General features: G+C 61.9%; 19 protein-coding genes. 7 read left to right on the top strand and 12 right to left on the bottom strand.

The features are described 5' to 3' along the window. Positions 1-42 precede the first annotated feature (42 nt). The 5 genes from ACZYR5_RS20685 to ACZYR5_RS20665 form a co-directional block, all read right to left on the bottom strand. Positions 43-762, bottom strand: a complete 720-nt coding sequence (locus ACZYR5_RS20685; RefSeq protein WP_489091301.1) for a hypothetical protein — start codon at positions 760-762, stop codon at positions 43-45. A 267-nt stretch (positions 763-1,029) separates the two neighbouring features. After that, positions 1,030-1,797, bottom strand: coding sequence for an amino acid ABC transporter ATP-binding protein (locus tag ACZYR5_RS20680; protein ID WP_489091300.1), 768 nt, complete (start codon positions 1,795-1,797; stop codon positions 1,030-1,032). Then, the gene (locus ACZYR5_RS20675; protein WP_489091299.1) at positions 1,794-2,453 is read right to left on the bottom strand and encodes an amino acid ABC transporter permease; all 660 of its coding nucleotides are present in this window, start codon (positions 2,451-2,453) and stop codon (positions 1,794-1,796) included. The genes ACZYR5_RS20680 and ACZYR5_RS20675 overlap by 4 nt, the downstream gene beginning before the upstream one ends. Positions 2,454-2,463: 10 nt before the next feature. After that, complete coding sequence (locus tag ACZYR5_RS20670; RefSeq protein WP_489091298.1) at positions 2,464-3,111, bottom strand: amino acid ABC transporter permease; 648 nt, start codon at positions 3,109-3,111, stop codon at positions 2,464-2,466. A gap of 63 nt (positions 3,112-3,174) precedes the next feature. After that, the gene (locus tag ACZYR5_RS20665) at positions 3,175-3,963 is read right to left on the bottom strand and encodes an ABC transporter substrate-binding protein (RefSeq protein WP_489091297.1); all 789 of its coding nucleotides are present in this window, start codon (positions 3,961-3,963) and stop codon (positions 3,175-3,177) included. 322 nt (positions 3,964-4,285) lie between these two features. On the opposite strand from ACZYR5_RS20665, the gene ACZYR5_RS20660 reads away from it, so the two are divergent. Then, positions 4,286-5,536, top strand: a complete 1,251-nt coding sequence (locus ACZYR5_RS20660; protein WP_489091296.1) for a 2-aminoadipate transaminase — start codon at positions 4,286-4,288, stop codon at positions 5,534-5,536. 219 nt (positions 5,537-5,755) lie between these two features. On the opposite strand, the gene ACZYR5_RS20655 is transcribed toward ACZYR5_RS20660, so the two are convergent. Beyond that, positions 5,756-8,803 (bottom strand): aminotransferase class III-fold pyridoxal phosphate-dependent enzyme, encoded by a 3,048-nt coding sequence (locus ACZYR5_RS20655; protein WP_489091295.1) that lies wholly within the window; start codon positions 8,801-8,803, stop codon positions 5,756-5,758. 139 nt (positions 8,804-8,942) lie between these two features. On the opposite strand from ACZYR5_RS20655, the gene ACZYR5_RS20650 reads away from it, so the two are divergent. Beyond that, complete coding sequence (locus ACZYR5_RS20650; protein ID WP_027618337.1) at positions 8,943-9,380, top strand: Lrp/AsnC family transcriptional regulator; 438 nt, start codon at positions 8,943-8,945, stop codon at positions 9,378-9,380. Between the two features lie 62 nt (positions 9,381-9,442). On the opposite strand, the gene ACZYR5_RS20645 is transcribed toward ACZYR5_RS20650, so the two are convergent. Together ACZYR5_RS20645 and ACZYR5_RS20640 are read right to left on the bottom strand one after the other, a co-directional pair. After that, positions 9,443-9,694, bottom strand: coding sequence for a hypothetical protein (locus ACZYR5_RS20645; RefSeq protein WP_489091294.1), 252 nt, complete (start codon positions 9,692-9,694; stop codon positions 9,443-9,445). A 119-nt stretch (positions 9,695-9,813) separates the two neighbouring features. Continuing rightward, the gene (locus tag ACZYR5_RS20640) at positions 9,814-10,404 is read right to left on the bottom strand and encodes a TetR/AcrR family transcriptional regulator (RefSeq protein ID WP_489091293.1); all 591 of its coding nucleotides are present in this window, start codon (positions 10,402-10,404) and stop codon (positions 9,814-9,816) included. 107 nt (positions 10,405-10,511) lie between these two features. Here ACZYR5_RS20640 and ACZYR5_RS20635 point away from each other — a divergent pair, with 107 nt between their 5' ends. Then, the gene (locus tag ACZYR5_RS20635) at positions 10,512-11,597 is read left to right on the top strand and encodes a sugar phosphate isomerase/epimerase family protein (protein ID WP_489091292.1); all 1,086 of its coding nucleotides are present in this window, start codon (positions 10,512-10,514) and stop codon (positions 11,595-11,597) included. Then, positions 11,594-12,469, top strand: coding sequence for an alpha/beta fold hydrolase (locus ACZYR5_RS20630; protein WP_489091291.1), 876 nt, complete (start codon positions 11,594-11,596; stop codon positions 12,467-12,469). The genes ACZYR5_RS20635 and ACZYR5_RS20630 overlap by 4 nt, the downstream gene beginning before the upstream one ends. Positions 12,470-12,546: 77 nt before the next feature. On the opposite strand, the gene ACZYR5_RS20625 is transcribed toward ACZYR5_RS20630, so the two are convergent. Beyond that, positions 12,547-13,953, bottom strand: a complete 1,407-nt coding sequence (locus tag ACZYR5_RS20625; protein WP_489091290.1) for a purine-cytosine permease family protein — start codon at positions 13,951-13,953, stop codon at positions 12,547-12,549. A 324-nt stretch (positions 13,954-14,277) separates the two neighbouring features. Here ACZYR5_RS20625 and ACZYR5_RS20620 point away from each other — a divergent pair, with 324 nt between their 5' ends. Together ACZYR5_RS20620 and ACZYR5_RS20615 are read left to right on the top strand one after the other, a co-directional pair. Continuing rightward, on the top strand, positions 14,278-14,763 hold the full coding sequence (locus ACZYR5_RS20620) for a flavin reductase family protein (protein WP_027618402.1): 486 nt from the start codon (positions 14,278-14,280) through the stop codon (positions 14,761-14,763). Positions 14,764-15,008: 245 nt separating this feature from the next. Continuing rightward, a complete protein-coding gene (locus tag ACZYR5_RS20615) occupies positions 15,009-16,052 on the top strand; it encodes an LLM class flavin-dependent oxidoreductase (RefSeq protein ID WP_489091289.1) in 1,044 nt (347 codons plus the stop codon). Between the two features lie 51 nt (positions 16,053-16,103). Here the strand turns inward: ACZYR5_RS20615 and ACZYR5_RS20610 are convergent, their stop codons facing one another. The 3 genes from ACZYR5_RS20610 to ACZYR5_RS20600 all read right to left on the bottom strand — a co-directional run bounded on the left by ACZYR5_RS20610 (position 16,104) and on the right by ACZYR5_RS20600 (position 19,431). Then, positions 16,104-17,672, bottom strand: a complete 1,569-nt coding sequence (locus ACZYR5_RS20610) for a diguanylate cyclase (protein ID WP_489091288.1) — start codon at positions 17,670-17,672, stop codon at positions 16,104-16,106. A gap of 119 nt (positions 17,673-17,791) precedes the next feature. Continuing rightward, positions 17,792-18,613 carry an amino acid ABC transporter permease gene (locus tag ACZYR5_RS20605; protein WP_489091287.1) on the bottom strand — a complete coding sequence of 274 codons (822 nt, stop codon included), beginning with the start codon at positions 18,611-18,613 and terminating at the stop codon, positions 17,792-17,794. Beyond that, a complete protein-coding gene (locus ACZYR5_RS20600) occupies positions 18,610-19,431 on the bottom strand; it encodes an ABC transporter substrate-binding protein (RefSeq protein WP_105755766.1) in 822 nt (273 codons plus the stop codon). Before ACZYR5_RS20600 ends, ACZYR5_RS20605 begins: the two co-directional genes overlap by 4 nt. 118 nt (positions 19,432-19,549) lie before the next feature. Between ACZYR5_RS20600 and ACZYR5_RS20595 the strand changes: the two genes are divergently transcribed. Beyond that, the gene (locus ACZYR5_RS20595; RefSeq protein WP_489091286.1) at positions 19,550-20,434 is read left to right on the top strand and encodes a homocysteine S-methyltransferase family protein; all 885 of its coding nucleotides are present in this window, start codon (positions 19,550-19,552) and stop codon (positions 20,432-20,434) included. The last annotated feature ends 45 nt before the right edge of the window (positions 20,435-20,479 follow it).

Raw genomic sequence — 20,479 nt, 5'->3', positions numbered from 1 at the left:
TTTTTTCCCCGCCGCTACCTGGAAACACGTGCCTGGTTTCAATCAGCTCCTGCTGTTGTCGTCCCCCGGTTCGCCGCCGACGTGAACGCCGCGGTCATCCCCCGGTTCGCCACCCACATGATTGCCACGGTCATCACCAGGCTCGCCACCCACGTGATTGCCACGGTCGTCACCAGGCTCGCCGCCAACATGATTGCCATGATCATCTCCGGGTTCACCGCCAACATGATTGCCATGATCGTCACCGGGCTCACCACCAACGTGATTACCGTGATCATCGCCAGCCTCTGCGTGATTGCTGCTGCGTCCGGAGTTGGAGTTTCCGGCTTGCCCCTGGCCTGCATCACCATGACCACTGCCGCTATGCCCGCTGCCGCTACTGCCGCCACCAGCATGACCACCACCGTCGCCGCCACTGCCTCCACTTCCGCCATGGCCGCCTCCACCTCCGCTTCCGCCGCCGTTACCGCCACCGCCGCCGTGTCCACCGCCGCCGTGTCCACCGCCGTTACCACCACCGCCACCGCCACCACCGCCGTTACCCCCGCCACCACCGCCGTGGCCTCCACCGTTACCGCCTCCGCCTCCACCGCCACTACCGCCACCACCGCCACCACCACCGTGCCCACCACCGCCACCGTCTTTGGCGTAGGCGCTGGAGTCATGGGAAATCGAGTCCGGGATCAACACCGTGGCTGCCGAGAGCACACCGCCCATCGCCATCACCAACAGCGCTTTCTTGAATATCTTGTTCGTCTGCATCAGCCATCTCCCAGTCATTTACCGCGAGGAACGCTCTATCGAATCAGGAACTGTTCTGTGTTTGTGCTGCTGAATTCTGTATGTGGGATATTTTCCCACATCAGAAAGCTAGACCCGTTCAGACGAGGGTTCAAGCGGCGCAGGGAAAAGCCGACCGGCGGTGCAGTCAGATCACGAAGCAAGAAAGGAGGCTGAAGGCAGCGCCAGGCGAGTCATGGCAATGACTCGCCTGGCACCAGACGCAGAATCGCAGGGGAGAGATGAAGCCTATCGGTCGTGCAGATGCTTCTTCAAAAACGCTCGGGTGCGCTCCTGGGCAGGGTTTTTCAGAATCTCGTGGGGCGCACCCTCCTCGACCACCACCCCGCCGTCCATGAACACAATGCGGTCGGCGACTTCGCCGGCAAAACCCATCTCGTGGGTGACGATCAACATGGTCATGTGCTCGGCGGCCAGTTGCTTCATCACCTGGTTGACCTCTTCCACCAACTCCGGATCCAGCGCCGAGGTGGCTTCATCGAACAGCATGACCTTCGGTTGCATCGCCAATGCCCGGGCAATCGCCACCCGCTGCTTCTGCCCGCCGGAGAGGCGCGACGGGTATTCATCGACCTTGTTCGCCAGCCCGACTTTGGACAGGTACTCCATGGCCAACTCACGGGAGGCCTTTTTCGTCAGGCCCTTGAGCTTGATCGGGCCCAGGGCGATGTTTTCGCACACGGTCAGGTGCGGGAACAGGTTGAAGTGCTGGAACACCATGCCCATCTGCTGACGCACCGCATTGATGTGTTGTTCAAACGCCCGGCCTTTCAGCGGCCGATTGACCTGCTCGCCGTCGAGCCAGATCTCGCCGTCGTTGAGCACTTCCAGGTGATTGATCGAGCGCAGCAGCGTGCTCTTGCCGGAGCCACTGGGGCCGATGATGGCGATGATCTGTCCGCGCGCCACCGAGAGATCGATGCCCTTGAGGACTTCCAGCGCGCCATACGCCTTGCGGGCCCCCTTCACTTCAACCATGCTTTTTTCGCTGATCATCGTGACATCTCTACCTTTTTTTCAAAAAGATGCAGGCCGGCTTCCAGAACAAGGTTGGCTGCATAGTAAATAACCGCGACCGCCAGATAGAACTCGAACGGACTGTAGGTTTCACTCACGGCAAGTTGGGCGCTGTACACCAGCTCGGCAATCCCGATGATCGACACCAGGGACGTGTCCTTGAGCAGCACAATCAGGTTGTTGCCCAGCGGCGCGAGGGTCTTGCGCAACGCCTGGGGCACGACGATGTAAAGCTGGGTCTGGCCACGGCTGAGGCCGATGGAGCGCGCGCCTTCGATCTGCCCGGGGTCCACCGCCACCACCCCGGCACGAATCACGTCGGCGTTGTACACCGCAAAGTGCAGGCTGAGGCCGATGATCCCGGCCAGCAGCGCCGGTATATCGATCCCCACCTGCACCAGGCCGTAGTAGATCAGGTACAGCTGCAACAGCAGCGGGGTGCCCATCAACAACCAGGTGATGACGCGCACCGGCAACGCGACGATTTTCGGCGCATACAGCACGATCAGCGCAAAGGCCACGCCGGCCAGCAGGCTCAGGATGCCGGAGCTGACAAACATCACCACCGTCCACCACAGGCCGGTGGCGAGCAACTCGGAATACGGCGCGATGATACTTGGATCTAGACCTTGCATCTGAATACCCTCACCTGGCCGCGAAACGCTGATCGAGGTAGTCCACGAGGTATCGAACCGAGTAGACCATCACGATATACAGCAGCGCGGAGACCAGGAAAATTTCAAACGGCTTGTAGGTTGAACTGATGAAACGCTGGGCGGTGTAGGAGAGCTCGACCACCGAAATCGTCGACACCAGGGCCGACCCCTTGATCAGTGCAACGGCATTGACCCCCAGCGGGCGAATCATCAACTTGGCGGCCTGCGGCAGGGTCACCAGCCACAGGGTCTGGTGGCGGCCGAAGCCGATGGAGCGCGCGGCTTCCATCTGGCCGGGGTCGACGTTGGCAATGGCACCGCGAATGGACTCGGCCATGTAGGCGGCAATGTTCAGGCCAAGGCCCAGCACACCGGCGGTGAACGGTTCCAGTTCAAGGCCGATCTGCGGCCCGCCAAAGTAGATGATGAACAACTGCACCAGGCAGGGGGTGCCGCGGAACACGCTGATGTACAGGCGTGCCAGGCAACGAACCAGGAACACCGTGGACAAGCGCCCGGCCACCAGCACGATCGCCACCAGCAAACCCAGCAGCAGTGCCAGTGCGGAGACTTGCACGGTGATCCAGGCCGCCTCGAGGAAAAACGGAAAGGTGCGCTGTATCAGGGTCAGGTCCATGGGAACACTCGGAAAAGTCAGCTTGCCTGGCCCGGCTTGCGCCCGGGCCAGCGTCGATGCGAATCAGCGAATATCGTTGCCGATCCACTGCATCGAAATCTTTTCGTATGTGCCGTCGGCGAGCATATCGGCCAGCGCGGTCTCGATCTTCGCCTTGAGTTCGGGGTTGTTCTTGCGCAGGGCGATGCCCATGTCTTCGATGCTGCCTTCGCCCGCGGGCGGGGTGATGATGCGTACCTTCTGCCCGGTCTGCTTGACCGCCACCAGCACCGGCACGCTGTCCATCACCAGCGCATCGATGCGCCCGGCATCGAGGTCGACGAGCATTTCCGGCAGGCCCTTATAGGTCCGCACCTTGAGGTCGCCGCGGGCCCGCGCCCATTTGTCGTGGGCGTCGCCCAGGGTCACGCCGACCGTGACGTCCTTGAGCTGATCCAGGCTGGTGATCGCCGAATTCTCCTTGACCACGATGGTGCGCCCGGCGCGGTAGTAGGGACCGACGAAATCCACGGCTTTCTGGCGTTCCGGGGTGATGGTCATCGACGCGACAATGGCGTCGTATTTTTTCGCCAGCAGCCCGGCGATGATCCCGTCGAATGGCGTGGTGATGATCTTCACCTTGACCCCCAGGCGCTCAGCCAGCGCTTCGCTGATGGAGGCGTCGAAGCCGACAATCTGGTTTTGCTCGTTGGCAAAGCTGAAGGGTGAATATTGCCCGCTCATGGCGATGCGGATCTCTTTGGCATTCTCGATCGACTGCAGATCATCTGCGTGCACGGCGCAGGTGGCGAACAGCGCGGAGGCTGCAATGGTGGAAGCGACGATCAGACCCTTGAGCTTTTTAGTCAGCATTGGATGGCACCTTGGAAGAATAATTATGTGGTTTTCGAGGGTTTGTTACCCAGCCTTCACGAAAAAGTCTTGCATAGCCGATTGTGGAAAGCACCCAGCAAGGTGTCAGCCTGCCTGACACATTGCCGGAGTTGGCCGACACTATGTCGTGTGCAAGGCAAAAGCCCTGTTGCAGAGCACTGGCGAGGGCCTTTGCACGGATGTCGTGCGAGCGCCGCGTTCAATAGTTTATGGAATGACAGAGGCATTTCTTTTCGCTTGTGGTGAGTGGGCGATCCTCGCTTTCATGGGGCAAAAATCCCCTGCAGCCAGGAAGCGAAAAATGCCTCAAGCGTCCATCAGTGAGTCCATCGCCATCGTCCATCCGCTGACCCTGAGTCACGGCAGCAATGCCCAGGTCTGGGACACCGACGGCAAGCGCTACATCGATTTCATCGGCGGCATCGGCGTGCTCAACCTGGGTCATTGCCACCCGAAGATTGTCGAAGCGGTGTGCAGCCAGGCCACGCGCCTGACTCACTACGCGTTCAATGCCGCGCCGCACCTGCCCTACAAGCAATTCATGGCACGCCTGGCCGAGTTCATCCCGGTGTCCTACCCGGTCAGCGGCATGTTGACCAACAGCGGCGCCGAGGCCGCTGAAAATGCGCTGAAGATCGTCCGCGCCGCGACCGGACGGACCGCGGTGATTGCCTTCGATGGCGGCTTCCACGGACGCACCCTGGCGACCCTCAACCTCAACGGCAAAGTCGCGCCCTACAAGCAGCGCGTCGGTGTCTTGCCGGGCCCGGTCTATCACCTGCCCTACCCGAGTGCGGACAATGGCGTGACCGCGCAGCAAGCGCTGAAGGCCATGGATCGCCTGTTCAGTGTCGAGATCGACGTCAACGAAGTGGCCTGTTTCATCCTCGAACCGGTGCAGGGCGAAGGCGGCTTTCTCGCCCTCGATCCGCTGTTCGCACAAGCGCTGCGCAAGTTCTGCGACGAGCACGGCATTCTGTTGATTGCCGATGAAATCCAGTCCGGCTTCGGCCGTACCGGGCAGCGCTTTGCCTTCAGCCGCCTGGGGATCGAACCGGACCTGATCCTGCTCGGCAAGAGCATCGCCGGCGGCCTGCCACTGGGCGCGGTGGTCGGTAAAAAATCCCTGCTGGACACCTTGCCCAAAGGCGGCCTCGGCGGCACCTATTCGGGCAACCCCATCGCCTGTGCGGCGGCCCTGGCCACCCTCGACGAAATGAGCGACGCCAACCTGTCGGCCTGGGGCGAACGCCAGGAACAGGCGATCGTCAGTCGTTATCAGGCCTGGCAGCGGAACACGCTTTCGCCCTACCTGGGCAGGCTGACCGGTGTCGGCGCGATGCGCGGCATCGAACTGATCACCCCCGAAGGCGCCCCCGCCACCGCGGTCCTTGCCCAGTTGCTGGAGAGCGCCAGAAACAACGGTTTGCTGCTGATGCCCAGCGGCAAGTCACGGCACATCATCCGCTTGCTGGCACCGCTGACCATTGAGTTGGAAGTGCTGGAAGAAGGGTTGGATATTTTTGAGCGGTGCCTGGCGGCGATTGGTTGAGGCGGTGTGCACATCCAGCATCATGGCTGATTGAACGACCGCTATCGCCAGCAGGCTGGCTCCTACAGGGGTTTGGCGGTCGAACACATATTCCGCATGCTCCACAAACCATTGTAGGAGCTGGCTTGCCAGCGAAGAACGTTAACGATTACGCCGGCATTCTGAATGAACGCGGCGCTCTCAGGTGTTTCGATGGCAAGCCAGCTCCTACAGAGGGGATTAGCGCAACGCCGCCCCGAAACTCTCATCCAGAACTTCCAACAGGAAGTCCGCATTGGCCCGGCTGAAAATCATCGACGGGCGCATCTTCAGCACATTGTCGAACGGGCCTTCGGTGCCGATCAGAATTCCCCGCTCCCTGGCCCCATCCGCGACCTTTTTCGCCAGTTGGGTTGCCGGCACTTTGGTCTTGCGATCAGTGACCAGTTCGATCCCGAGAAACAACCCCTGGCCGCGCACATCGCCTATCGCCTCGTAGCGCTGCTGCAGTTTGCGGAAACCGTCGAGCAGGTAGTTGCCCACGGTCAGCGCGTTGAGTTTCAGGTCGTCACGCTCGATCACATCCAGCACCGACAACCCCACTGCACAGGACACCGGACTGCCGGCAAAGGTGTTGAAGTACTCCATGCCATTGTTGAAGCTGTCGGCCATTTCACGGGTAGTCACCACCGCCGACATCGGATGGCCGTTGCCGATCGGCTTGCCCATGGACACTGCATCCGGCACCACACCCTGGGTTTCGAACGCCCACCAGTGGCTGCCGACACGACCGAAACCGACCTGCACTTCGTCGGCCAGGCACACGCCGCCTTCCGCGCGGACCATGGCATACACCTCTTTCAGGTAGTTCTCGGGGAAGAACAGTTGCCCGGCGACGCTGGGAATCGACTCCGCGAGAAAGAACGCCGGCGCCCTGCCCTGCCTGCGCATGCTGTCGATCTGCTCGGCGACGCTCTCGGCAAAGCGCTTGCCCATGTCCTCGAACGCCCAGTCGTCCGGCGCCCGATACGGATCCGGCACCGCTGCCTCGAACACATGCGCAGCCCGGCCCTTGCCGGCCTTGCGCTTGTACTTGTAAGGACTCAGGTCAATCAGTTCCTGGGTGGTGCCGTGGTAGGCCCAATCCAGCACGATCGCCTCGTCGCGCCCGGTGTGATTGCGCGCCATGCGCAGCATCAGGCTGTTGGCTTCGCTGCCCGAGCAGCCAAAAGACGCCACCGCCAGGCCTTTCGGCAAGGTCGCGGTGAGGCGCTCGGCGTACTCGACAATATGGTCGTGCAGGTAGCGGGTGTTGGTGTTCAGCCGCCCCGCCTGGCGCGACAGGGCGTCGACTACATCCGGGTGGCAGTGGCCGAGGTGGCAGACGTTATTGAAGCAATCCAGATACGCCCGGCCAACGTTGTCGATCAACCAGACCCCATCGCCACGCACGAACTTGATCGGATCCGAATAGGAAATCGACAGGTTGGGCAGCAGGATTTCCTTGCGCCTGGCGACGATCTCGGCCTTGCTCCGGCCGTCCTGGCTGTAGGTCTCCGGCGGGATACCGGCGAGGGTCGAGGCGTCGGGGAACAGGTCGGCCCAGACGTCGACATAGGCCACTTCGCCGACGCCAATGAATTCGCTGGCTTGCAACCCGATGTCGGTGGACATCTGGAAATGCACATGGGGAATCCAGCCGCCATTTTCCGTATCGGCGCCCATGTACCCGACCAGCGCGCCGGCTTCCAGAGAGTCGCCTGGTTGCAGACGGTCGAGGGCTTCATGGGCCATGTGGCCCCACAAGGTCAGGAACGGCGGGCAGCCCTCGGGCGAGTGTTTGAGCATGATCACACCGCCGTAACCCAGCGGTTCGCGCTCGACCTCGACGCTCTGCACCACCCCGGCGACCGGAGTGTACAGCGCCGTCCCGGCAGGCATGATCAAGTCGACGCCGAGGTGAATGATCCGCCGCTGGCCCTCAATGAAACGCGACTCGAAGGCCGTGTCGGTATAGATAGTGCGCGCTTCGCCCCAGGGTCCGATGCCCAGCGGCACCTTGTGCTCGGCGGAAAAATCCTCCCACCACTTTGTTGCCTCGCCGGGACGCTGTTCGGCGGACGCGATGGTCATCACATGGGAGGCATCGCCAAACGGCGCGATCATCTTGTTCATGCTCGCCGCCGACGGGCGCACGATGTCGGCAAAGGACCTGCTGTTCTGCGCCACCCAGCGGCGAATCGCTCCGGCCCCCTCGATGGCATCGAAGTCGCAGGCCTTGCGCAGGATAGCCGTCGCCAGGCGCGGGTTCATCCGGTCCATTTTTTCCAGCAGGCGCCAGGCCGGTGCTTCGCTGATGGCCAGGTACGGATTGTCCTCGGTGCGGTCGGAGCGCGAGGCGGACAGGGTGACGCTGGTCACCAGGCGCATGGCGATCAGGTTGAACAGCACGTCGAGCTCCTCCGCCCGCAGCGGGTACTGCTCATGGAACCCGGCCGCCAGCGCCGCGGCCGCGCCGATCGGATCCTCCATGTCGAGCACCGCATAGGCGCAGGTGATGGCGACTTCGGCGATCAGCACGGTGTGCACCGCGTCGCCAAAATCGATGATCCCCGAGACTTTCTGCTGATCCTCGGCGTCGACCAGGATGTTCCAGTCGTTGCCGTCGTTGTGAATGATCTGCGTGCGCAGACGGGCCAGCTTCGGTTGCACGTTCTGCTCGAAGCTATCGATGAAGCGTTCGAGGATCGCGCGTTTTGTCGGGTCCTGGACAAAGTGCAGGCGCGAGCGTGAACGCGCGGCATGGCGCAAGTCCCAGTCGAAATCGCGCACCGCACCAGGGTGCATGAAGCCCTGCAGCGCGCGGTCCACGGCACCAAATGCCTGGCCCAGGCTGCGCATCAACGCTGGGGTGCGAGTGACCTCGGCCAGCGGCGTGCCATGCAGCCAACTGACCAGACGCACCGCATGTTGCTCGCCGGTAGCCGCGACGGCCGACGCGAGGAATTGACCTTCACGACTCTTCTTCAAGAACGGTACGTTGAGCTCGGGGCTGTGGCTGGCGAGGTGACTGAGCAACGCCGTCTGAAACTCACTTTCGACCCGCGGTTCGGAGGCATTGACGACTTTCAGGATCCAGCCGCCGTCGGTTTCGGTCTTCAACCGGTAGTTGCGGTCGCGCTCGCCATCCAGCGGCGTTGCCGTACCGATTACGTTGAACAACTGCTCACCGAGTTTTTCGGCATCCCCGGTGGAGAACTGCGGGGCAGGATGCGAGAGGTTTGTCATGGTAATTGTTTTCCAAGCCATTTTTTTCAGATAGCTTGGCACGCAACGCCTGGGACGGCAGTAGGTATACGGTCGACTTCAGCCTGCATATTGTCGGAATCGACCGGCACAATTTCGGTAGCAAAAAGGAGAAGTCGGGATGCGTGACCTGGACAGCAAAGATCGCGAAATACTCGAGATACTTTCCAAAGAAGCGCGCATTGCCCTCAAGGCACTGGCCGCGCGAATCGGCCTGTCACGCAGCGCCACCAGCGAGCGGGTGATCAACCTGGAACGTAGCGGCGTGATCCGCGGCTACCGCGCCGACATCGGCGAGATCGACGCCCACGTGATCCGCGCCATCCTCTTGGTCAGCCTCAAGCGCACTCCGGCCATGGGCCTGCTCGACCTGCTCGCGCAAAACTCCCAGGTGCGCCGGGTGTCCTCGGTCAGCGGCCAACTCGACCTGGTGATCGAAGTCGAAGCGCGGACCATCGACGACCTGAATAGGGTTCGGGACGCGGTTGCCAGTCATGAAAGTGTGGAAGACATCACCACGGCGGTGGTGCTGCGCCGGGATATTGATCGGCAGAGTTAGCCTTTAACGCAAAGCGCAATCAGGGCGGTGAAGAGTCCGCCCTGGAAGGAGTGGCAGAAGTATCAGTCGTCCCGGTCATCCCGGTCGCGGTATTGCCGGTGGTAACGATCGTAGTCGCGACGCTCAAAGCGACGGCTGTAACCTTGATCATCGTCGTCCCCACGGTCGTATCGACGACCATGATCACGGTCATAATCGCGTCCATGCCTGTCGCCATCGTCCCAGTGATGAGCACACCCTGCCAGCAGGAGCACACTGGAAATGGCCAGAATCATCGTTACTGCGCGCTTCATTTGAACGTCCTGAATGGTCATGGCTACAGAGATCGTTGGCACTGAGCCGGAACTGCTCCAGTCAGCGCTCAACACTGCATATGACAACGCTGTAACTCAATGATTCATTTAGGAAACGCGATAACTGCCGTGGTGCAGAGTCAGTCGGCCAACGGCAACAAGCCCAGCGCCACATCCACCGCCTCCAGCAGTTGCGCCTTCGACACACCATCGCGAGCCTGGATCGAGATGCCGTGGAGCACGGTTGCATAGCAATTGCCCAGCGCCCGCACGTTGCTGCCTTCGGCCAACTGTCCGGCGTCGCTGGCTGCTTGCAGGCGCTGGATGATCGACTCGGTACGCTGGCGCCGATGCTCCGCAAGCCAGGCCAGCACCGGCGCATTTTCCGGCGCCACACTGTTGGCTGCGCTGACCACCAGGCAGCCACGAGGCCGGCCTTCATGGGTGTAGGTGTCGACGGCAGCGCAGAGCATTTGCCGCATCGCCTGGGTGATATCCGCCGACGCCAGGGCCCGGTCGGCAAAGCCGCCCTCACCTGCTTCGTACAGCGCGACTGCCTGCTCGAACAACTGCTGTTTGCTGCCGAACGCGGCGTAAATCCGCGCCGACGCGATGCCCAGCGCGCTGACCAGCGTCGACATGCTGGTGCCTTCGTAGCCGTGTTCCCAGAACACTTGCATGGCCTTGGCCAGCGCCTGCCCCTTGTCGAACTCCCGTGGTCGCCCTGCCATTTGGTTTCGCCTGAAAATCGAGAATGCGCATCTTAACGCAAATCGACTTGACGCTTCAGAGCACTCGCCCCTATTCTTTGTCGATCGACAAACAATGGAGTGAAACGATGAAAACCATCCACGGGCCCAGCCTTCACCTCGCACAATTCAGTAGTGCGCAAGCGCCGTTCGACAGCCTCGCGAACATCAGCCAGTGGGCGGCGGACCAGGGTTTCAAGGCGCTGCAGATTCCCGCCTGGGATGCACGCCTGTTCGATGTCGCGCAGGCCGCCCACAGCCAGGCCTACTGCGACGAAATCAAGGCCACGTTGGCGGAGCACGGGCTGCAGATCAGCGAATTGACCAGCCATATCTACGGCCAGTTGGTGGCGGTGCATCCGGCCTACGACGCCCTGTGGGATGCCTTCACTCCGGCGCACTTGCTCGGCCAGCCGCAGGCGCGCAGCGAGTGGGCGATCGAGCAAATGAAGTTGGCGGTGCGTGCCTCGGCGCGCCTTGGCTTGAGCGAACTGGGCACCTTTTCCGGCTCGCTGGCCTGGCCGTACCTGTTTCCCTTTCCACAGCGACCCGAGGGCCTGATTGATGCGGCGTTCAACGAATTGGCCAAACGCTGGCGGCCGATCCTCGACCTGTGCGACGAGCTGGACGTCAACCTCTGCTACGAGATCCACCCCGCCGAAGACCTGCACGACGGCACCAGCTTCGACCGCTTCCTCGCCCTGGTGGGCCACCATCCGCGCTGCAATATTCTCTTCGACCCGAGCCATTTCGTGCTGCAGCAACTCGATTACCTGAGCTACCTGGACCTCTACCACGCGCGCATCCGCATGTTTCACGTCAAGGATGCCGAGTTCAATCCGAGCGGCCGCCAGGGTATCTATGGCGGCTACAGCGACTGGGCCGACCGCGCCGGGCGCTTTCGTTCACTGGGCGATGGCCAGGTCGACTTCAAGGGGATCTTCTCCAGACTCGCGCAGTTCGACTACCCAGGCTGGGCCACCCTGGAATGGGAGTGCTGCCTGAAGAACCAGGAAGACGGCGCCCGTGAAGGCGTGGCCTTTATCAACCAGCACATCATTCATGTGACCGACCGCGTGTTCGACGACTTCGCCGGTGCGCCGGTCGACTCGCGACAAATCCAGTCGATGCTGGGCATCACCCCGGATAACACACACGCAAAGGCACGCCCATGAACCCGGCCGTAGACTCCACTGACTTCACCCACCGCTACGTGCGCATCGAGGGCCAGCGCATTCATTGCGTGGTCGCCGGCAGCGGCGAGCCGGTGCTGCTGGTGCCTGGTTGGCCGCAAACCTGGTACGCCTGGCGGCATGTGATGCAGGCTTTGGCAGCGCAGGGCTATAGGGCGATTGCCGTGGACCCGCCCGGCCTCGGCGATTCCGATCGCCCCGAACAGGGCTATGACACCGGCAGTGTCGCCCGCACCCTGCATCAGGTCATGGCGCAACTGGGGTTCAGCCGCTATCACCTGGTAGGACATGATGTCGGCATGTGGATCGCCTACGCCCTGGCCTGCGACCACCCTGAAGCCGTGCGCACCCTGGCGGTCACCGAGGCGGTCATCCCCGGCCTGGCCGAGGCGCCACCGATCTTCGTCGCCCCCGAGGAAAACATCTTTCTCTGGCACTTCCTGTTCAATCAGGTGCGCGACCTGCCCGAAATGCTGATCGGCGGACGAGAAGCCGCCTACCTCGACTTCATGTTCGATCGCTGGGCCTTCAAGCGCCACGCCGTCGCGTCCGCCACCTACATCCAGGCCTACTCCAGACCCGGCGGCCTGCGCGGCGGATTCGCCTACTACCGCGCCATCCCCGAAACCATCCGCCAGAACCAGCAGCGCGCATTGCGCCCGCTGCATATGCCGGTACTGGCGATCGGCGCCGAACACGCCACGCGGGATGCGCCGCTGCTGACGCTCAAGCCCCACGCCAGCAACCTGCGCGGTGCGATCATCAACGACTGCGGGCACTTTGTGATGGAGGAAGCGGCGGATGAATTCATCGGTCATCTGCTGGGCTTCCTGGGGGAGCATGCGCAGGTCTGAGCACTGGCACTGACAGGTCACTGTACAACTGATCGAGCCGCCGCAGGCAACGGCGGCTCATCAGCCACGCGCACCTCTCAATCAGTCAAACCAAAGCGCGCCATCCGGCTGCTGCACGCCTGCCCTCGGGTCGCCAGGCAATAGTAAAGCGGGCACGTCACCAACAACCCCACCAGCCACGAAAGGTCCGCCCCCTCCACCAGGTTGGCGTAAGGCCCGACATACAGCGAAGTATTGGCAAACGGCAACTGCACAATGATCCCGATGAAATACGCGACGATCGCATGCAGATTGAAACGCCCGTAAATCCCGCCATCGGCGCGGAAAATCGAGGCAATGTCATAGTGGCCGCGCTTGATCACATAGAAGTCGATCAGGTTGATCGACGCCCACGGCACCAGCACCAGCAACAGCGCCAGGATCAAGCCGATGAACTGCGAGATGAAATCCGCCGAAGCGCCCAGCGCCACCAGGCAGCAGCCCGCCAACACCACACTCGACAACACCACCCGCACCTTGATGCTCGGGGTCCATTGGCTGGCGAAGGTCTGGATCGAGGTGATGATCGAAAGCACCGCGCCGTACAGGTTCAAGGCGTTGTGGCTGATGATGTTGAGCAGGAACAGCACCATCAGGATCGGTCCCAGCCAGCCGGTGGACTCCTTGACTGCGCTCATCGCCTCGGTGCCTTCAGGCATCGCCAGCACCGCCACCGCGCCAAAACTGAAAGACAGAATGGTGCCCAGGGTCGCGCCCAGGTAAGTGGCGAAGAATGGCCGGGCGATACCGATATCCGCCGGCAAGTAGCGCGAATAGTCCGAGACATAGGGCGAGAAGCTGATCTGCCAGATGATCCCCAGCGACACCGTGGCCAACCAACCCGACAGGTTGAAGCCACCGCGGGTAAAGAAGTCGACCGGCAGTTCATGGGCAAAGATGTACAGGAAGCCAGCGAGCAAGGCGCTGCCCATGACCCAGGTGCCAATCCGATTCAAGGTATGGATGAAGCGATAGCCGATCACCCCGATGGCCGTCGCGCTGAGGGCGCCGATCAGGATACTCGCCGGCACCGGCACCGAAGGCGCGATGCCGACGATCGATTTGCCCGCCAGGACGATGTTGGAAATGAAGAAGCCAACGTAGATCAACGCCGCGAAGAACACGATCAACAGCGCACCGTAGCGCCCGAACTGGCCGCGACTCTGCACCATCTGCGGAATCCCCATGCGCGGTCCCTGGGCGGAGGCCAGGGCAATCACCAGGCCGCCGACCATATGCCCGAGGACAATCGCCAGCAGGCCCCACCACAAATCCAGATGGAACACCTGGATCACCATCGCGCCGGTGACGATCGGCAGTGGGGCAATGTTGGTGCTGAACCACAGGGTGAAGAGATCGCGGGCCTTCCCATGGCGCTCTGCGAGAGGAACGTAGTCGACCGTGTGATTCTCGATCAACGGATCTTGCCGGGACATCTGGGACATATGCATGAACTCGAGTTTGTCTGTTCTTATCGTTGTACGAAGCCAAACCGGGGGGACTCTCTGGCCGCCCCTCAGATGCGAGCCATATTATGGTATTCCAAACTTTTCACAAGACTGCTCCGGCGTTTGAAAGCTCATCTGATCTGCAATTGCGCACGCTGAAGACCCCCAGCAATTCGCTGAAAGCCGCGTAAACATTGAGCCGAACAAAAAGAAGCTACGTTTATCGGATCAGCCAAAAAGACCTTGCATAAGATGTATTACGGTATACCATCAGACCTACAAGCACATAAAAACCACGCTTTATCCCTCGAGGACCGTCCAATGATCGATGCCGCCATCTACAAACAAGTCATGGGCTCGTTCCCGTCCGGCGTGACCGTCATTACCACCCTGGATGACGACGGCCAGATCGTCGGCCTGACCGCCAGCGCCTTCAGCTCGTTGTCGATGGACCCGGCCCTGGTGCTGTTCTGCCCCAACTACAGCTCCGACTCCTATCCGGTCCTGATCAAGAACAAACGCTTCGCCATCCACGTCCTTTCCGGCGGCCAGCAAAGCGAAGCCTATGCCTTCGCGCGCAAGGGCAAGGACAAGGCGCAGGGCATCGAATGGACCCTGAGCGAACTGGGCAACCCGATCCTCGCCAACGCAACGGCAGTCATCGAATGTGAGCTGTGGCGCGAATACGAAGGTGGCGATCACGCGATCATGGTCGGCGCGGTGAAGAACCTCATCGTCCCGCAACAGACCGCCGCGCCGCTGGTGTACTGCCACGGCAAGATGGGGGCGCTGCCGGTTCCGGCCTGAACGCTCAGGCAATCAACACCCCCTGTAGGAGCGGGCTTGCCCGCGAAGGACTCGAGAACGCCGCGTTAAATCAGGAAGGGCCCGTTATCGTTAACGACCTTCGCGACGGTGCGACGATTCGACAAGCTCGCTCCTACAAAGAACAGACCTGCAATTAAGCTTGCAGACATTTCGTATTATGGTATACCAATAACCAACAGCCTCGCAGTCGATGGGGCGACCACAAGAGATCCGAGGTAAGCGTCATGAAATTTTCCCTGTTCGTACACATGGAACGTTGGGACGAAAGCGTCAGCCACCGCCAGCTGTTCGAAGACCTGACCGAGCTGACGCTGATGGCCGAAGCCGGTGGTTTCAACACCGTGTGGATCGGCGAACACCACGCCATGGAATACACCATCTCGCCCAGCCCGATGCCGCTGCTGGCTTACCTCGCGGCCAGGACCACCACCATCCACCTCGGCGCCGGCACCATCATCGCGCCGTTCTGGCATCCGCTGCGGGTCGCCGGTGAGTGTGCCCTGCTCGACGTGATCAGCAACGGCCGCATGGAAGTCGGCCTGGCCCGTGGCGCTTACCAGGTCGAGTTCGACCGCATGGCCGGCGGCATGCCTGCGTCCAGCGGCGGCCAGGCCCTGCGCGAAATGGTCCCGGTGGTGCGTGCCCTGTGGAAGGGCGACTACGCCCATGACGGCGACATCTGGAAATTCCCCACTTCAACCAGCGTCCCCAAGCCGATCCAGCAGCCGAACCCGCCGATGTGGATTGCCGCCCGCGATCCGGATTCGCACAACTTCGCCGTGGCCAACGGTTGCAACGTCATGGTCACCCCGCTGATGAAGGGCGACGAAGAAGTCCTCGACCTGAAGAACAAATTCCAGGCCGCCCTCGACAACAACCCGGACGTGCCGCGTCCGCAACTGATGGTGCTGCGTCACACCCACGTGCACACCGCTGACGACCCTGAAGGTTGGAAAGTCGGTGCCAAGGCAATCAGCAAGTTCTACCGCACCTTCGATGCCTGGTTCGGCAACAAAGTGACCCCGGTCAACGGCTTCCTCGACCCGAGCCCGGAAGAAAAATTCGCCGGCCGCCCGGAGTTCGAACTGGACAGCCTGCACAAGACCGCGATGATCGGCACCCCGGAAGAAATCATTCCGCGCATCCAGTACTACCAGGAACTGGGCGTCGACGAGTTCAGCTTCTGGTGTGACAACAGCTTGCCCCACGCGGAAAAGAAAAAGTCCCTGGAGTTGTTCATCAAGCACGTGGTCCCGGCGTTCCGCTAAGCCCCTCCCCCCGCTGCTCCCCGGCCGCTGCGCCGGGGAGTCACCGCCGCTTCATTGCCCGCCGTGCTGCGCCACCACTCTGTTGCGCCCCTGCTGCTTGGCCAGGTACAGACGCTCGTCCGCCTGTTTGAGGATCACGCTCGAGCTCGGCGCGTCGACGCCGCGACAGGCGACACCGATGGAAATGGTCAATAGCCCCACCGTCGGAATCGCCGTGCTGGCGATCGTCGCGCGGATGCGTTCGGCAATTTCGCTGGCGGTGTCGAGCGTGGTATCGGGCAACAACAGACAGAACTCTTCCCCCCCGGCACGGCACGCCAGGTCACCGCTACGAGAGCAATGGGCGATTATCTGCGCGACGCTTTTCAGGGCGACGTCGCCCATATCGTGGCCGTGGGTGTCGTTGACCCGCTTGAAGTGATCGATATCCAGGGCCAACGCGGCATACCTCGCATCACTCTGATCCAGACGGCTCAGCGCGGCATCCATGGCGCGGCGGTTCGCCAGACCGGTCAGCGCATCGCTGTCAGCCGCCTGGCTCAGGGTGCCGATTTTCTGCTGCAACAGCCCCACTCCCACCAGCAGCGCCTGGCGAATCGCAGTGGCTTCGGCGTACCAGGCATTGATGCCCCTGAGTTGCTCGGCAGCCTCGGGGGCCGAGAGGTCCTCGGCATGCCGGGCCAGTTGGCGCAGCGGCCGGCTGATCAGCAGGGTTGCGACCCAGATCAGCAGCAAGCCGAGTACACCGGCGGGAATAATCTTCAGCAGCATGTCACGGGTCAACTTGCCCAGAGGTGCCAGTGCGTCGGCACGTGGTTGCTGGGCGACTACCGCCCACTGCGCTTCGACCACCGGCGCGTAGCCGGCCAACATCGGCACACCCAGATAATTGATGGCTTGCATCTCACCCTGTTCGCCACCCAAGGCCGCGTCGACCGTTGCGCTGGTGCCGAGCACTTCGCCGATCCGGCGGTGGTCGGGGTGATACAACAGGCGGCGATTGGCATCGGCGACAAAGGCGAAGGTGCCGTCAAGTTGATGGGCACCAATCAGATCGAGCATCACCCCGCGCTTTTCCAGGGCGATGGAGCCGGCGACGATGCCCAGGTACTGGCCATCGGCGGCAAAGATTGGCTGGGAAACGATGACGATCAGTTTGCCATTGGCCCCCGTGTCGGCGTGGCTGACCATCGGCCTGCGCGCCGCCAGCGCTCGTTTCAGTTCGGGTAAGGAAACTTCCTTGCCCACCTGGGGCAGATCGGGGTGGGACTGGAGGATTCGCCCAGCCGCATCGACGATCACCAGGGTGTCCATTTCCGAGTCCTGGGCCTGCAGGCGAACGGCTTCGGCTTTGAGCACCTGCAGGTTGGCAAAATCGCGCCCGAGCAACTGGCTGCTGTATTTCAACCGCTCTTGCACTGAACGCAGGAAGGCATCGATGCTCGACGCGACTTTGAACGCGTACGCCCGATTGGCCTCAAGCGCCGAATGCACCAACGCGTCACGTTGCACGCCATAGGCCACCACCAGGCTGTTGCACAGCGTGGCCATGACGGCTATCAGGACGAAGATTAGAATCAGGCCACGCAGGCCGATGGAGGATGGCGACATTCTACCCATTGAGATTTGGTTTCCCGTGGCACTTCAGAGGGCAAGCCCCCGCAAGCCTAGCAGGAGTCCATAGGCGCTAGCCCGGCAAAAATGCGCACACCGCCTGCAGCATCACAGCCAACGCGTCCCTAACGTTGATAGGCCTTGCCGAAACGCCTTTCCAGCCGGGCCTGGATCAACTCCAGGGAGATCGACAGCACCCAGTAGATCACCGCGGCAGTGGTCAGCATTTCCAGGTAGCGGTAGCTGGAGCGGCCATAGGATTGGGCGAGGAACATCACTTCCCAGACGCCCATCACCGAGATCAGCGAGGAGTCCTTGAGCATCGAGATGAACTGATTGGCGGTCGGCGGAATGATCACCCGCATCGCTTGCGGCAGGATGATACTGAAGAGGATCTGTCGCGGGCGCATGCCCAGCGCCAGCGCCGCTTCGCTCTGGCCGCGAGCGACGCCGAGCAGGCCGGCGCGGAAGATTTCGCTGAGGTAGGCGCCATAGTTCAACGACAACGCGATGATCCCGGCGCTGATCGCCCCCGGCACCAGGCCCAACTGCGGCAGGCCGAGATAGATCAGCAGGATCTGGATCAGCAGCGGCGTGCCACGAAAGAACGAGGTGTAGAAGCTGGCGATCCCCACCAGCACTGCGCTACTGGATAGTCGGGCCAACGCCGCGGCAAAGCCCAGCAGCACCGACACCAGCATCGAGCACAGGCACAGGAACAACGTCAGCGCCGCGCCTTGCAGGAACCCGTTGGGGCCGAGTTTGAAACCGGCCAGGTAGGGGAATTTCTCGACGATGATCGAGAACTTCAAATCGAAGCTGAGGAAGAACGCGACGAACATCACGAACAGCCCCAGCCAGGTCAGGTACAGGCGTACGCGAAAGCCGGGCAGGCGCGAACCCGTCGACGCGGCGACGGGTTTCAGAGGGGGTTGGGGAGCACTCATTTGCTGATGTCGGCGCCGATCCATTTCTGCGACAGCTTGGCCAGGGTGCCGTCAGCCTTCAGCTCGGCGAACACCTGGCGCACTTTCGCGTCCCACTCTGGATCACCCTTTTCGATGGCCACCGAGTTCGGTTCTTCGTAGAGCGCAGGACCGGCCAGCTTGAAGCGCTGGTCCTGATTGAGGCGCGGTTGCGCGGTCACCAGGTTGGTGAGGATCGCGTCCAGGCGCACACCGGCGCCGAGGCCGAGGTCCTGGAAGGCGACGTTGTCGGTGTCATAGGGGGCGATCTGTACCGCGTCGAAGGGGTAGTCGATCTTCTGCTCTTCGGCGCCTTCGATCACCAGGTTCTTGTTCAGGTAGCTCTCATAGCTGGAGGCGCTGGTGAGGCCGACCTTGAGGTTGTTCAGGTCCTTGGCCGAATGGATGCGCTCGTCCTTGGCGTTGACCACGATCACCGCCGGCGATGCGTAGTACTCCACCGGGAAATCGAACACTTCGGCCCGCGCCTTGCTCGGGGTCATCGAGCAGATGCAGATATCGTAGCGACCGCTCCAGCGACCGGCGGCAATCACGTCCCAGGAAGGGGTTTCCAGGCGCAGCTTGACCCCCAGTTTCTCGGCGACCGCCTTGGCCACGTCGACGTCAAAACCGTCGAGCTGGTTTTGCTCATTGAGGAAGGAGAATGGCGGGTAGCTCTCCATCAGCACGTTGACCACTTCCTTGCGCGATTCGACGCGATCAAGGGTGGCACCGGCGAAAGCTTGAGACGCTGCAGCGAGTACGACGAGACCCGCGCCCAACAAGGAAGGTAAACGCATGCAAATACCTGAAAATTATTTGAAATTTAATTCAAGGTATTTAATAGTTATAAGCAGCAAGAACAAAGTGAATTTTGTTCATAAGAACCTCTGAAAAAGTTATATGGGAGCGGGACCAATGGTGATTCTCGATGGCGGCATGGGCCGTGAATTGCAGCGCAGCGGCGCACCTTTCAGGCAGCCCGAGTGGTCGGCACTGGCCTTGAGCGAAGCACCCGACAAAGTGATTGGCGTGCACGCCGCATTCATCGCCGCCGGGGCCGAGGTGATCACCAGCAACAGCTACGCGGTGGTGCCCTTCCATATCGGTGAAGAGCGCTTCGCCCGCGAAGGCCTGGCGCTCGCCGCCACCGCCGGGCAACTGGCGCGCACGGCGGCGGACGCTGCCCCTCAACCGGTCAAGGTCGCCGGTTCGCTGCCGCCGTTGTTCGGTTCCTACCGTCCCGATCTGTTCCAGCCGGAACGGGTCGCGGAACTCCTCACGCCGCTGCTCCAAGGCCTGGCACCCCATGTCGACCTGTGGCTGGCGGAAACCCAGAGCTCGATCGCCGAGGTACAGGCCATTCACGCCCTGCTGCCGGCGGATGGCAAGCCGTTTTGGGTGTCCTTCACCCTGCGTGACGAAGAGGTCGACGAAGTCCCGCGCCTGCGTTCCGGTGAGCCGGTGGCCGAGGCCATCGAGGCGGTCGCCAAACTGGGCGTCGCGGCGGTGCTGTTCAACTGCAGTCAGCCGGAGGTGATCGGCGACGCCGTGGACGTCGCGCAGTCGATCATCCGCCAATTGGGCCAGGACATCGCCATCGGCGCCTACGCCAACGCCTTCCCGCCGCAACCGAAGGAAGCCAAGGCCAACGACGGCCTCGACGAACTGCGCGCCGACCTCGATCCGGCCGGCTACCTGGTATGGGCCCGCGACTGGCAGCAACGCGGCCTGAGCATGATCGGCGGCTGCTGCGGCATCGGCCCGGAGCATATTGCCGAGTTGAAGCGCAATCTGGGCTGACTCCCCGACTGCTAAATCCCCTGTAGGAGCCAGCTTGCTGGCGAA

This window comes from Pseudomonas sp. F007, assembly GCF_057814275.1.
Note: the sequence above shows the minus strand (reverse complement) of the source record. Positions and strands in the feature narration are given on the sequence as shown.